Raw genomic sequence first — 14,605 nt, forward strand, 5'->3', positions numbered from 1 at the left:
TGAGGCAATTACCTGAAAAATCCTTATCTTCGGTACTGCGGACCCTGCGTCCTTATTCCACTTGGAAAGCTTCGAGGGTACAGAGAACGAATCGCTGTCATGTTTTGTTCGGGCAATCGCCATACTATTAGTTATGGGAGGTTGAAACTTCATGTCTGTTAAAGGCCGACATCTATTTACATCGGAGTCTGTAACCGAAGGACATCCGGATAAAATCTGCGACCAGATCTCAGATGCTGTGTTGGACGCGTTCTTGGCGAACGATCCCAATGCTCGTGTAGCTTGCGAAGTTTCCGTAGCCACAGGCTTAGTGCTAGTCATCGGTGAAATCAGTTCAGCTTCTGAATATGTGGACATTCCGTTTATCGTTCGTAATACGATCAAGGAAATTGGGTACACCAATGCCCAGTACGGTTTTGACTACAACACTTGTGCAGTACTGACTTCTCTGAATGAGCAGTCCGCCGATATTGCCCAAGGTGTTAACGCAGCACTTGAGAATCGTGACCCGGAACAAGTTGCTCGTGAAACAGAAAACATTGGTGCGGGTGACCAAGGTCTCATGTTCGGTTTTGCAACGAACGAAACACCTGAACTGATGCCTCTGCCAATCGCATTGTCTCACCGTATCGCACGCCGTCTGGCGGAAGTGCGTAAGAACGGTACACTGGAATATCTTCGTCCGGATGGTAAAACTCAAGTGACGATTGAATACGACGGTGACAAGCCGGTACGTGTTGATACCATCGTTGTGTCCACTCAGCATGCTGAAGAGACTCTACTTGCGCAGATCCAAAAAGACATTAAAGAACATGTTATCCTGCCGGTTGTTCCAGCGGAATTGCTGGATGAGCAGACTAAATATTTCATCAACCCAACAGGGCGTTTTGTTATTGGCGGACCTCAAGGAGATGCAGGCCTCACTGGACGTAAAATTATCGTAGATACCTACGGCGGTTATGCACGTCATGGCGGTGGCGCGTTCTCTGGTAAAGATCCAACAAAAGTAGACCGCTCTGCAGCATATGCAGCCCGTTACGTAGCGAAAAATCTCGTTGCTGCAGGTCTTGCAGACAAATTGGAAATTCAACTCGCTTATGCGATTGGTGTAGCCAACCCGGTATCGATTAACGTGGATACATACGGAACAGGCAAAATCAGCGAAGAGAAATTGGTTGAGCTTGTACGTAACAACTTCGACCTTCGTCCGGCAGGCATCATTCGTATGCTGGATCTGCGTCGACCAATCTACAAACAAACCGCTGCTTACGGTCACTTCGGCCGTACAGATCTGGATGTACCTTGGGAGCAAGTGGACAAAGTAGACCTTTTGAAAACTCAAGCAGGTCTTTAATTAGATATTTGTATATTGATCTTCTATTGAAGCCCTTGATTCCGATATGGAATCAGGGGCTTTTTGCATCTTTTTACAAAATAAAGAACCATACATTTCCATTTTATTAATTGAAAATCTCTCTCTGACCGACATAAATATAGAGGTCTGTACATCAGACAATTAGGAAAATGAGATGAGGGGAAGGTTGGGTGTTTGTGAAAAAAATAGCCCGTAAGGGATTGGTTAGTCTTATGGTTGTGATGCTAGTTGCACAAGGCTGGTTGACCGGATGGGTAGGTATGGAGTCTGCATATGCAGCAGACGAATTGTCTGGGAAAGGAATTAGTGCCACGATTCCATTGTTAAATGCTACTCAGGTGGACGGTTCTGTACCACTCAAAATTGAATTCAATAACCCGGTAAAGAAGGTTGAGGGTACTACAGATAAAATCACCATTCGTCGAATCTCCGATAGCTCCATAGTTACAGAGATTGACGTGAATAGTCCGGCGATAAGCGTCAGACCAGACGATATCGACGCTGATGCGAGCCTAGGGAAATTGGTAGAAATTAGACCAGGTTCAGCTTTGCCAGGCGGTAGTTTCTATGTTTCTATTGGCAGTCAATCTTTTGCCTATGAGAATAATCAACGCTTTGCAGGCTTAAATAGGGAATGGGTATTTCATGTTGCTGCAGCTAGTCCAGCCAAACTGTTAAACCGGTCACCGCAAACGGCAGCTACAGGCGTAGCACCGTCTGCTAATATCCTGCTTACCTACGATCAAGCAATGTCCAGAGGTACTGGCAAGCTGCAGATCTATCAGGGAAATACCTTATATGAGGAGATTGACGCCAATTCGACACAGATCAGTTTTAATACATCCCAAACAATAGTTACGATCGATTCGGCTAGAAATTGGCCAAATAACAGCACGATATACATAGCTGTACCCGAAGGTTTTTTACGTGATGCCAATGGGAACGACACGTCTGCAATACAACGAATCGACTGGGGATTCAGTGTGCTCTCTGACCCGAATGCGATAACGGTAGCTTCCCTGTCTCCTGCAAATGGAGCAACTGGTATAGGTCTTACACCTGAGATCACCTTAACTTTTACCAAAGAGCTAGATACCAATTACACAGCCCAAGCCATCCTTAAGAATATGAATGGTGGAGCGGTGAATGCTACAACAATTATAAACAGTTCCAATAATCGTCAGTTGCGCATCATTCCGCAAACGAGTCTGACGAGTAACACGACGTATACTATTGATATTCCCTCCAATGTATTTCGAGATAGATCAGGAAATCTCTTCACTGGTTTGAATGGAGCAACGGCGTGGACATTCAGAACGCTGTCTGTTGATACAACAGCTCCTGTACTCAAGACAGTGAAAATGTACAGTAATACGATCATTCGATTGACGTATGATGAGTTACTTTCAACCCTTGAACCATTGCCATCAAGTTTCGCAGTTACGGTTAATGGTGAGAATCGGAATGTAAGCTCATCTTACGTGTCAGGGGATAGTGTGTATGTTGTACTCGATACGGGAGTAGCGGTAGGGCAAGTGGTAAGAATAGCTTATACACCTGCAACCGGGATACGCAAAATTCAGGACTTGTCACTCAATGCAGCTCCGGCATTCTCTGCCAGAGACGTTGAGAATGGTCTAGATTCCATCATGTCCAAGCCGCGTGAAGGTATAGCGTATACGAATACAATTAATCTCTATTATCCAGAGACCGTGTATATTAACTCAAATGATGCATATAAACAATTCAGTGTTACTGCAGATGGATCAGCTGTGGGTATCAGCAGTATGTCGACCAATAACAGTTCACTGGTTACATTGAATCTCAGTCGTTCAATATCTAATGGTGAAGTTGTCCGTGTATCCTATCAACCGGGTGAACAGCCTGTTAAGGATAGTCGTGGTCAGGCGCTTGCTGGTTTCAGTGGGTTTTATGTGCGTAATAGCAATGATACGAAGCCACCTGAATTCCAGAAGGCTGAGATTAATGGTGACAAGTTGTGGGTGTACTATAATGAGCCATTAAGTCGATTGAACAAACCTCTGAACAATCAGTATTCCGTATTGGTAGACGGCAAAGCTGTATTTGTTAATAATGTAGACATCGAGGACGATCTTGTGACACTAACGCTTGCTTCACCCGTAACAAGTATACAGATCGTAACCCTTTCTTATGTTCCAGGGGCTTATCGTCTGACAGACTTAGCTGGTAATCAAGCAGCTCTGCTGGATCTTGTTCCTGTGACGCATACGTATGGGAACGGAACGATCCTGTCAGGTATTTTACAAGGGGACACAATACGGATTAACTTCCGAAACGCGTTAAAAACAGAGCCGTTATTAACACCTGCTCAGTTCAAAGTACTGATTGGTGGCAAGACCATTCCGGTGAATTCTGCCTCCGTGACAGGTTCAGTGGTTACCTTGAAACTGTCCGAATCTGTGCCAGCTGGACAGACAGGTACGATGACTTACACACCTGGATTAGTGTCACTTAGAGATGCGCTGAATTCTGAGGTAGGAGCATTTGGTCCGTTAACACTTCAGGAGAGCACAATCACTAATCCCACAGATACTACAGCAGTGGGGCGTCCAGCGTGGCTGACCGAGTGGAGTGCGGCTGATTCTGGATTTGGTCAAGGACTTCTGGTCATGAGTACCGATGTAGCTTCCGCCAAGAGTACACCCTCACATAATAATCGTACAACGCAGCAGTACACGATCGATGAGACCAAGCTTGGACAAGCATTCGAATATGCTTCTGCAAATTATAAATTAAACCAACCTATATTGTTAGAAGTGCCAGCAAGCAATGAGGCAGCATACGTTGGAATTCCATTCCATAAGCTATCCCAAATCGCATCCAGGTATCGCACAGGTACGATTGGGATCAAATATAAAGATAGTGTATGGAATGTACCTTTATCTGAACTGAACTTGGTAAGTATGGGACAAAGTGCAGGGATTACTACAGCTCCGGGTACGGCAACACTGTATGTACAGATGGAGACTGTGCCAAGACTTTCTGCAGGCTCCATGGAATATGTTTTATCGAGATCCAACGCTCAGAGTCTGGGAGATCCCACGGAGGTATTCACCACATTATTTAATGGCAACACAGGCAAAAGTGTGGAACAAAATATCAAAAGCCAGTACTGGATTAAGCTTCCTGGCAACACATCCACTACTCTAACGGGATTGACTGCGATTGATCCTAACACACAGGCATTATCCTATGTACCGACCGGATTTAGAACAACGTCAACTGGAATTACAGCAAGAGGATTACTTAATGGGAATCAGATTGTAGCACCGATAACACATCTGGTTAGCTTTCCGAACACGGCAGATTGGGCACGTAATGCTGTAACCGAATTGGCCTCCAAATGGATTATTACCTCAGATAATTTTGGAACATACAATACAAATACGAAGATAACAAGAGCAGAGTTTGCAGAATGGGTAGCCAAAGGTTTGGGGCTCAAAGCCAATGCGACAGCAGCGCAAAAATTCAAAGATCTTGGCAAGAAAAGTTCAACGAATGCATTAATTGGTGCAGCGGTTGAAGCCAAAATCATTGAGGGTACTAGCGACGGTAAATTCCAGCCCGACCGCTTAATCACCCGGGAGCAGATGGCAATTATGTTGGTTAGAGCAATGAATTATGCCGGGCAATCACCATCTCTTCAATTATCTGCAAAGAACACGCTGTCCAGATTTAAGGATGCCGATAAAATAAAATCTGAGGATGCTGTTGCGAAGGCAGTTCTGACAGGAATTATCCAAGGGGTATCACCAACGGAATTTAAGCCTTTGGACAGAGCAACAAGAGCACAGGCTGCAGTAATGCTCAAACGTATGCTAAATCAGATTGGTTACCTGTAATAACGAATCCCGCGAAATAATTAATGCTATTTAAGAAGCATATCAGCCAGATTAAACTGGCTGATATGCTTCTTTTTCGTTGAGATGGATGAGAATAGCCAAAACCGGCAGTAAGGATGTGGCCAGTGATCTATTTTCATAATCTATGCATGCTAATATAGGGGACAAACGTAACTTTTTCCACAAAAAGCAGTCTATTAATAGAAGAGTATACTAGAGATCTCGCTATTTGCTGCCAATTGGCAGGGTTCGTGATGTCTAAGATTGATATACAAGATGGGAGAGACGTTTCAGACATGCTGGGGAAACATGGGAAACAGCTGGAAGACGTTAAAGGCAGTAAGGCGAAGAAATGGGCAATTGTGACGCTGGCAGGCGTAATCTGGATTGCACCGGTGCTGGGCGCAGGACAGCACGTATGGTCAGGTCCTTCATGGCAATCGGTAGCCGCCGCAGCAGCATCTACGAATACAAGCAAGTTGAGTGAAGAAATCCTGACTTCGGGTGCGAAGCTCATGAAATACAGATATACAACAACACGTTCAGGTTCCAAGGTTAACGTATTGGCGGACGTGATCCAGGTGGATCTGCAGAACCCGTATGTGAAACTGGATGTCATGACAGGCAAAGGCGGCAATCTGAACAGTAAACAGAGCACAGGTGGTATGGCCAAGGAAAATGGTGCAGTGGCCGCTGTGAACGGCGATTACTTCAATGTATCCGGGGAATTAGCGCCGATCGGTGGTCAGGTATCCGATGGCGTGCTGGTGTCCACACCTTCCGAGCTGTCAGGCATGTATGCCCTCACGGTGACCAAGGATGGCAAGCCAATGATTGACGAGTATTCTTTTAATGGGTCAGTGACGGCACAGGATGGTTCAACCTTTGCTTTGCGTGGGATTAATAAAGAGGATTATACGGTAGAATCGGGTGCGGTAAAATACAGCCATGCCAATTCAATGTATATTTATACACCGGTATGGACTTCCACCAAACGTCCGAATGACCCTTCGACAACGCCGACTGAGGTGCTCGTACAGAACGGAGTCATTACCCAAATCTCGGATAAAAAAGCGTTAAACATGACGGTACCTAAGGATGGCTACATTTTGCGTGCCCATGGAACAGCGGCGACATGGATTATGAGTCACCTTTCCATTGGGCAGACCTTGAACGCGGATTACAAACTGAACGCCAAATCAACCGGACAATCGGTCGATCCAAGTAACCTGGAGATGATGATTGGCGGTCATACCATTCTTGTGAATGGTGGCAAGGCAGCTTCCTTTTCACGTGACATTGCCTCTTCCGGTATTGGCGGTATTCGTGCGAGAACGGCAGTAGGATATTCCCAGGATGGTCGTTATGTCTACATCATTGCAGCGGAGAAAAACAGTAACAGTAGCGGGATGTCGCTGACGGAACTGCAATCCTTCATGACGAGTGTAGATGTCTGGAAAGGCATGAACCTGGATGGCGGCGGCTCCACTACAATGGTGACACGTCCGCTAGGTGAGCAGTCTGCCAGTTTGACGTTCAATACGGAGTATGGCACCGAGCAACGTCAGGTTGTAAACACGCTGGGTGTGTTCTCTACGGCTCCTGCGGGCAAGCTGAAGGGCTTTGCTGTGAGTGGCAGCCAGACGTTGCTGATAGGACAAGAGGGCAAGTACACAGCCAAAGGATATGACACCTACTATAATCCGATGGCAACAGGTGATATCAGCATGTCCTGGAAGTCCAGCAATAACGGTATTGTGAATGTAAGCAATGGAACGATCAAAGCCGTGAAGCCAGGGACAGCAACTCTGACGGCAACGAGCAATGGGGCTTCATCCTCCATTAAAGTGTCGGTACTGGGAGGGAATGAGCTGTCTTCTCTGACAGCAGGATCAGGTCTTGGTTCGCTCCAAGCGGGTACAACGATGTCCATTCCGGTAACGGCAACGACGAAGAACGGACAAAGTGTAACGGTTCCGGCGGACTCACTGACATGGGAATTTATCGGGTTCAAGGGTAAAGTTACTTCTGACCAATTAACGGTATCTTCCGTAGACTCCGGCGCACAAGTGGGATATGCGATTGGCCGTTATGACGGATACAGCACAGTCGTTGTGCTCTCGGCTTCAGCAAGCGAAACGATCTGGGAGAACTTTGAGAACGTGAATTATCCGGTCAACTTCACAACGAATGCAGCAGGTGTGACTGGTTCAGCAACGGTTACGACAGGAACAGGTGAACAAGCTGGCTCCAAGGTGCTGCAACTCGATTATGACATGACCGCTGGAACAGGCAAAATGTATGCTTACGCACAACTAAACGGTTCCACGGGCAGAGAGGTATCTGCTGCCGCTACAACGATGTCGATGGATGTGATGGGTGATAAGAGCCTGAACTGGTTGCGTGCCGAATTCACGGATGCCAATGGCAAAACGGTATATGCCGATCTTGCCAAAGCGATGGACTGGAATGGGTGGAAGAAGCTGAGTGTGGACCTGAATGGTCTGAACATGGCCTATCCGGCGAAGCTGAAACGGGTCTATGTCGTGAACGTGGAAGAAGGTCAGGATGAGCGTGCGAAGACGGGGACGGTTGCTTTTGACAACATCACATTCACAATGCCTTCCAAATCCAGCGAAGTTGGATTGCCCACAGGAACAGCTTCACTCGTGCTTGGAAAGAAATCGATGACCGTGAACGGAATCAATAAAGTAATTGATGCTGCACCCGTTCTGAGAAATGGTACAACGTATGTGCCGATCAGACATGTACTTGATGCTTTTGGCGGACAGGCGAACTGGGACAGCAAAAATCAGCGGATCACAGTAATCCGTGGTGGCAAGCTGATTGATCTGGTTGTCGGACAGAAAGAATTCATTCTAAATGGAAAAAGACAAAGCGCAACAGTAGCACCATACGTAACGGGTGGTAGGACTTTAGTCCCTTTAAGACTCGTTTCCGAGCAACTTGGTCTGACTGTAAAATGGGAACAGAAAACGAAGACCGTTACCATCTCATCGTGATATGGTATGATATATACCGGAAACGATAGAAATGGAGTCGAACAAACGTGGATTTACAAGCCGATGCCATAGACCGCGTCATTAAAAACGCCATACAAGTCATGGAAAACAGTAAATATCAAATGTTCGAAATCATGGATTCGACTCGCGATGAGCTAAAAACGCTCAACGAGGAGTTGAAGTCGGTGTTGAAGGAGACGGCGGAAACGATCGAGAAAGTAGATCAGTTGGAGCTCAACTACCGCCGTTCCCGGATCCGGCTGACGGAGGTTAGCCGTGACTTTGTCCGTTATTCCGAACATGATATTAAGCAGGCGTATGAGAAAGCAACACAGCTGCAGCTGGATCTGATGATTTATCGTGAGAAGGAAATGTATCTGAAGGCCCGTCGGGATGATCTGCAGAAGCGTGCCAAAAATGTGGAAGCTTCTGTGGAGCGTGCCGAGACCATCGGTTCGCAAATGGGCGTTGTGCTGGAGTACCTGTCGGGTGAACTGGGTCAAGTGACCCGTATCATTGAAAATGCCAAAAATCGACAAATGATTGGTTTGAAAATAATTTTGGCCCAGGAAGAAGAGCGGAAACGCATTGCTCGTGAGATTCATGACGGGCCTGCGCAGATGCTCGCCAATCTAGTGCTTAGGACGGAAATTGTAGAAAGAATGCTCATTAAGCAGGATTTTAAGATGGTCCAGGCCGAAATAGTAGATTTGAAAGGCCAGGTTCGTTCCAGTCTTGAAGAAATGAGAAAAGTAATTTTCAATCTGCGTCCTATGGCACTGGATGATCTGGGACTAATTCCAACGCTTCGGAAATACGTGCAGGATTTTGAAGTAAAAACGAAAATCCGCTCGCTTTTTGAAACAAGAGGCAAGGAACATCGTTTATCATCTGCGATGGAGGCTGCCATCTATCGCCTCGTGCAGGAAGGTCTGTCGAATGCTGCAAAGCATGCTTATCCCACTTATGTTGTAGTTGAAATTACATACCAGGCTCAGCTCGTCAAAATTGTCGTTCAGGACAATGGGCTTGGATTCAAACCGGAGCTTCTTGCAAAGAAAAGCAAGGATCATACCCACTTCGGTCTGATTGGGATGAGAGAACGGGTTGAACTGTTAGAAGGAAGAATAGAGATTGAGTCCGGAGAAAATCAAGGAACCAAAATAGTGATTCATATCCCGACAAACGTGGATAAGGGAAAGGAGTAGCAGGATGGAAAACCGTGATACTGGTAAAGCATCAATTAAAGTTCTTTTGGCTGATGATCATCAGCTGTTCCGTGAGGGACTGAAACGCATTTTAAATATGGAGGACGACATTGAGGTCATCGGCGAATGCGGCGATGGGATTCAAGTGCTCGAATTCTGCAACCAAGAGAAACCTGATATTGTTTTGATGGATATTAACATGCCGATCGAAAACGGGGTTGTAGCAACGGAGAAACTGCGTGAGCTGTTCCCTGATGTCAAAGTCATTATCTTGTCTATCCATGATGATGAAAGTTATGTATTTGAGACGCTTCGCAAAGGGGCTAACGGATACTTGCTGAAGGATATGGAGGCTGAGTCTCTGATCAACGCGATTCGCTCTGTCCATGAAGGACATGCGTTCATTCATCCGAAAGTAACGGGTAAACTGATCATGCAGCTGCGTCGTATGACATACCTTAATGAAACAGGGGCAATGAGTGAAGGAGCTTCGAAGGAAGCAGGCGTTAAATTTGTCGCTGGCGACAATAACCCGCTCACTCGTCGTGAGGCTGAAGTTCTGCGCTTGATGGCAGAGGGTAAGAGTAACAAAATGATTGGTGAATTCCTGTTCATCAGTGAAAAAACGGTAAAAAACCATGTCAGCAGCATTCTGCAGAAGATGGAAGTGGATGACCGTACACAGGCCGTTATTAATTCAATCAAGTATGGTTGGGTTACGCTCTAGTATCATATGTTTCCTTGAAGCAGTATTCATACCGTAAGTCAGTCCATTGGTTGGTTTAACCTTGATGAAGTATAGATTGGTGTTCACTCGCGCCCTGTCCAGAATGTTGGATCGGTTTGCGGGTTAATGGACTTTATCACTGCATATGATTAAAGTGTTAAGTTGTGCGGAACATATGTTTAAGCTTAGGCGTGAATGAATGACCTGGCCTGTCTTTCTTCGTCCGGTGTCGATCAGAATGGAATATGAGTGATAGGAGATGGAGATGCAGATGTAACCCTTCGGGATGTACAGCATATACTTGTTGTATACAGGGATGTTCGCCATGGGTGAGCATGACCTTCCGAGGAGGTGCAGTTGCCATGGTTGCTCATCTGACTATGATTCTGCTCATATACTTCCTGGCGGCAATGGCCGTTCATGCCATGCACCAGCGCCATCTTTCCCGTCCGGAAGACGAAGGTTTCGAGCAGATTCTGCTCATCCCTTCCAATCAGGAACAACGGATTGAAGGCATAGTAAGAGCACTTTGCCGGGATTTGTTATACCGTGGAAAGAGCTTCAGATTGACAGTTATCGCTGATCGTACGGAAGCGGAAACCATTACGATTATTGAAAAGCTTATGCGAAGGCAAGGAATGGAGCCAATGTATCTGTCTGCTGTCCCGGCAGATATCGAACAGGTGGTTCAGAACGATGATACGTTTCGCCTTATTGATTTGCGTGAATCAAGGCGATGAATTATGATTCGATGTGAACGGAATATGGATTTGCATTTTGCAAGTCCACAGTGAAAAGATTACAGCAGAAGCTGTAGTCTTTTTTTGTAATTGTAGCCAAGTCTGCTTTTAAATCAAAAATGGGTTTTTATGCAATCTATGGTTATTGTCTGGATGTTGCCGAGTCATGATCACTGAAATAAGATTTTTGAAGTCAGAAATCTTAATTTAAAAGTATAGACGATTCAAACTGGAAAAAGTTTCGCGATGTTTAAGAAAGATTCTGGTTCTTAGAGGAATTGATCTACAAGACTGAACTTGTCGTGTAGAGATTCAATTGATATAGTAATATGTAGATTCATCATAATAAGATTGAATATGGACATGAAGCACATGCTCCGGCGAACAGCCGGGTAGGCATGTGCTTTTTTTGCGTTTGGGAGAATGTTCGAGGGGAGAGGAGAGAAAGTGAAGGTTGCCTTATATGTGTGCCGTATAGGTGAAGGGTGGAGCATGGTGTTGTCACTCGACATCCGAGTGGATGTAGCTTGGTGGCTTGAGGGAGGGAGTGGGCGACGGGTATTTCGCTGGTTGCTGTTAGATGGAGCGCTACCGTTAAGCCAAGCTTCATGGTTGGTTGAACAGTTTGGGACAGAGCGGGGAATGCATCAATGGGGCATAGCTCACTGGCAGGCATATCTCACACGTAAGCTGGATTTTTATGAGCAAGCCTCGGGGGAGGATGAGGCTAGGGGAGAGTATCGCGCAAAGCGGGCAGCGCCGCTGTGCGGGGCATTCAAGTAGGCGGGATGCCAGAGCCTTATCCCGCCGGGCAGTGGGCTCAGCTGGAGCGGGACGCGGCCCTGCTGGCTGAGCGGCTTCACGGCCGCCAATTGCTGGCGGCCGAGACCGAGGCGTTGCTGGCGGATACCGCCCAGCCGCCAGAGGATTGGCGCGCGGCTGCGCAGCTCGCGCAATTGCATGGGCGGCTGAGCATCACAGCCGCCCTCGAAGGGCCTGCCACGCGCCGCAGGCATGCGTGGCTTGGCCGCGCGCGGAGCGCGCCTCGCTGCCACCGCTGTGGCAGCGAAGCCAGGCAGCGCGTGCCCTGCGCTGCCTGCGGCCTGACGGCGTGCGCCTACTGCGAGGCTTGCCTCGCGCTGGGGCGCAGCCGTGCCTGTGCGCTGCTGCTACGCAGTGCAGCGCAAGTGGCCGTGCCACGACGCGGCGAAGCACCGCGTGGCACGGTCATGGCCCCCACCGGCGGCGGACTCGCCCGGTGGGGCTGAGCGCAGCGCAGAGCGCGGCAGCAGCCGCGGCGCTCGCGTTTTTGGCCCGGCCACCCGCAGGGGATGGGCCGGGGCGGTTTTTGCTGTGGGCCGTGACCGGGGCCGGCAAAACGGAAATGATTTTCCCGCTGCTCCAGCATACACTGGATCGTGGTGGACGAGCTCTGGTCGCTACCCCGCGCAGAGACGTGGTGCTGGAACTGGCCCCGCGACTGGCAAAGGCTTTCCCGGGCACCCCGATTGCTACCCTTTACGGGGCAGTGATGAACGCTGGAAAGAAGCACAGCTCACGCTCGCGACTACGCATCAGCTCATGCGTTTTTATCAAGGGTTTGACCTTGTTATTATCGACGAACTCGATGCCTATCCTTATCACAATGATCCCATGCTCGCTCACGCGGCGACATCTTCCTGCAAGCCGGACGGGAATTTCGTATATCTATCCGCTACACCACCTGCTCGTCTGCAGAAGGAAGCGGCACAGGGCAAACTCGCTCATGCCAAAGTTCCGGTACGTTTCCACCGTCATCCTTTACCTGTCCCTCATTTGATGAAGATGGCTACCGTTGCCCAGTGCATTAAGAGACGTGAGCTGCCAGTTGCAATGAGAAAAAGCATCCGTACCTCAATACAACGCGAAGCCCAAGTCTTTGTCTTTGTGACACGGATTGCCCAGATTGAGGCATTTGTTCACCTGATGCGTCGAACTTTCCCGGGAATCCATATTGAAGGAACTTCATCTCAAGATCCAGATCGGGCTGGCAAAGTTACTGCCTTTCGCGAACGAACGATTCGTCTACTCGTGACCACTACAATTCTGGAGCGTGGTGTAACCATTCCGCGCAGTGATGTCTTCATATTAGATGCAGACAATGGTCTCTTTGATGAAGCTTCGCTGGTCCAGATGGCGGGTAGAGCAGGGCGTTCCATGGATGACCCGACAGGTAGAGTGGTGTTTGCATCGTCTCGTCGGACACACTCACAGGTGAAGGCCGTTGCACAGATTCGGAAAATGAACACCATCGCTCGTCGCAAAGGCTATCTGCATCTGCCGAATCAAGCATAATGTTACCTGCCCAAATATATGGTTTCATATCTATATTTCAGATTACACACGCTCATATATCCACACTTCTCATTAGATTCCCGAGACTGGAGGTTTACACATCCATGTTCAACTGGCTCAGCAACATCACCGATCACGCGCAGTACCTAACTCAGCGACTTCACCACCTGCTCGCCCCGCCGGGAGCGACTTGTCTGACCTGTGGCACCCGAGCAGTCCTGTCTCCACTCTACCCTGGGATATGTCTGCGTTGTGTGAAGCTGATTCCATGGATTCGTTCCATCCGCTGTCTGCGTTGTGGTCGGGGCGTCGGATGCCCGGACTGTGCTCGTCTACATATGCAAAACCGTTCTTTTATCTGCAATCGCAGTGCCGTACATTACAACGCTCTTATGAAGGATTGGATTGGCATGTACAAATTTCGGGGCCATGAAAGATACGCTCCGCTCTTAACCGCGCTGTTAATTCAAGCTTTTCAAGCGATGAGTGATGAACGAACTGCTGCTTTGGTAAAAGAACCCTCATCCCCCGTGGCTCATCCCGCCACATTTGCTCAACAACCGAAGCCGCAATGGCGGCCTGACGCGATCACCTATGTTCCGGTGAGCAGCGAGCGCCTGGCCGAGCGCGGCTTCAATCAGGCGGAGCGGCTGGCTGTTGGGCTCGGCACCGCCTGCCGCCTACCCATCGTTGATCTGTTGCAGCGCCAGATCAACACCACCAAACAGAGCTTCAAATCACGCGGTGAGCGTATCGAAACGATGAAGAACGCTTTTTCCATCAACCCGGATGGCATACAGTTCATTGAAGAACTATACAGGGAGTCTTATCTGCCAACACAAAAAGGCATGTCACATGCTAGAGCCATACAGATACTGCTGATCGATGATATATACACAACAGGTAGCACCTTGGACGCTTGTGGGCGGGTTATTCTTAATGCTGCCTTCTCCATGGAGATTCCGGTCGAGATTTATACATTAACACTGGCGAGATCCTAGGAAGCAAATACAAGTTATGAATGACGGTCCCACAATCTTCAGCGACTATAGGTGGGGAATCTAACATTCTGATTAATAGTAGACAGGAAAGTATGTTCTTTTATTAATCATTGGTATGTTAATGCGTGTCTCCTTTTCGTTTATGCCTTTTGAAGTATAGTTGTTTGAAGAAATTATGAATGAAAGCGTTATAAGAAAAAATTTACATGTAAAAAAGAGGGATTGGTTTTCTCGCGCAGAATAGATAGTTTTGCCGTTCACCATAGGGAGTGGCACAACACATCTTTTTGAAGGGGAGAACAAAAGTGGTCTC

10 protein-coding genes are annotated in these 14,605 nt (G+C 47.7%); all 10 read left to right on the forward strand.

Translation table 11 applies throughout. From position 1 onward, the window contains the following. Positions 1-151 precede the first annotated feature (151 nt). The 10 genes from metK to C0Q44_RS08505 all read left to right on the forward strand — a co-directional run bounded on the left by metK (position 152) and on the right by C0Q44_RS08505 (position 14,292). The gene (metK, locus tag C0Q44_RS08465; RefSeq protein ID WP_105406869.1) at positions 152-1,354 is read left to right on the forward strand and encodes a methionine adenosyltransferase; all 1,203 of its coding nucleotides are present in this window, start codon (positions 152-154) and stop codon (positions 1,352-1,354) included. Positions 1,355-1,551: 197 nt separating this feature from the next. After that, positions 1,552-5,259, forward strand: coding sequence for a SwmB domain-containing protein (locus C0Q44_RS08470; RefSeq protein WP_181150907.1), 3,708 nt, complete (start codon positions 1,552-1,554; stop codon positions 5,257-5,259). A gap of 296 nt (positions 5,260-5,555) precedes the next feature. After that, the gene (locus C0Q44_RS08475; protein ID WP_105406871.1) at positions 5,556-8,282 is read left to right on the forward strand and encodes a stalk domain-containing protein; all 2,727 of its coding nucleotides are present in this window, start codon (positions 5,556-5,558) and stop codon (positions 8,280-8,282) included. 47 nt (positions 8,283-8,329) lie between these two features. After that, complete coding sequence (locus C0Q44_RS08480; protein ID WP_036612500.1) at positions 8,330-9,490, forward strand: sensor histidine kinase; 1,161 nt, start codon at positions 8,330-8,332, stop codon at positions 9,488-9,490. A gap of 4 nt (positions 9,491-9,494) precedes the next feature. Continuing rightward, a complete protein-coding gene (locus tag C0Q44_RS08485) occupies positions 9,495-10,217 on the forward strand; it encodes a response regulator transcription factor (RefSeq protein ID WP_105406872.1) in 723 nt (240 codons plus the stop codon). 335 nt (positions 10,218-10,552) lie between these two features. Further along, on the forward strand, positions 10,553-10,957 hold the full coding sequence (locus C0Q44_RS08490; protein ID WP_181150908.1) for a hypothetical protein: 405 nt from the start codon (positions 10,553-10,555) through the stop codon (positions 10,955-10,957). Positions 10,958-11,404: 447 nt separating this feature from the next. Continuing rightward, positions 11,405-11,740: a hypothetical protein gene (locus C0Q44_RS08495; protein WP_146113434.1), complete on the forward strand. Its 336-nt coding sequence runs from the start codon at positions 11,405-11,407 to the stop codon at positions 11,738-11,740. 475 nt (positions 11,741-12,215) lie between these two features. Continuing rightward, a complete protein-coding gene (locus C0Q44_RS31740; RefSeq protein WP_374955073.1) occupies positions 12,216-12,776 on the forward strand; it encodes a DEAD/DEAH box helicase family protein in 561 nt (186 codons plus the stop codon). Positions 12,777-12,829: 53 nt separating this feature from the next. After that, on the forward strand, positions 12,830-13,291 hold the full coding sequence (locus C0Q44_RS31745) for a helicase-related protein (protein WP_374955074.1): 462 nt from the start codon (positions 12,830-12,832) through the stop codon (positions 13,289-13,291). A gap of 104 nt (positions 13,292-13,395) precedes the next feature. After that, a complete protein-coding gene (locus C0Q44_RS08505) occupies positions 13,396-14,292 on the forward strand; it encodes a ComFC family protein (protein WP_105406875.1) in 897 nt (298 codons plus the stop codon). The last annotated feature ends 313 nt before the right edge of the window (positions 14,293-14,605 follow it).

Origin of the sequence: Paenibacillus sp. PCH8, assembly GCF_002968835.1 — a bacterium.
Lineage (GTDB): Bacteria > Bacillota > Bacilli > Paenibacillales > Paenibacillaceae > Paenibacillus.

Excerpts from the sequence above, each read along its gene's own strand:
- C0Q44_RS08475 (WP_105406871.1), top strand. The coding sequence starts at position 5,556 with ATGCTGGGGAAACATGGGAAACAGCTGGAAGACGTTAAAGGCAGTAAG.
- C0Q44_RS31745 (WP_374955074.1), top strand. The coding sequence starts at position 12,830 with ATGAGAAAAAGCATCCGTACCTCAATACAACGCGAAGCCCAAGTCTTT.
- C0Q44_RS08505 (WP_105406875.1), top strand. The coding sequence starts at position 13,396 with ATGTTCAACTGGCTCAGCAACATCACCGATCACGCGCAGTACCTAACT.
- C0Q44_RS08485 (WP_105406872.1), top strand. The coding sequence starts at position 9,495 with ATGGAAAACCGTGATACTGGTAAAGCATCAATTAAAGTTCTTTTGGCT.
- metK (WP_105406869.1), top strand. The coding sequence starts at position 152 with ATGTCTGTTAAAGGCCGACATCTATTTACATCGGAGTCTGTAACCGAA.
- C0Q44_RS08490 (WP_181150908.1), top strand. The coding sequence starts at position 10,553 with ATGACCTTCCGAGGAGGTGCAGTTGCCATGGTTGCTCATCTGACTATG.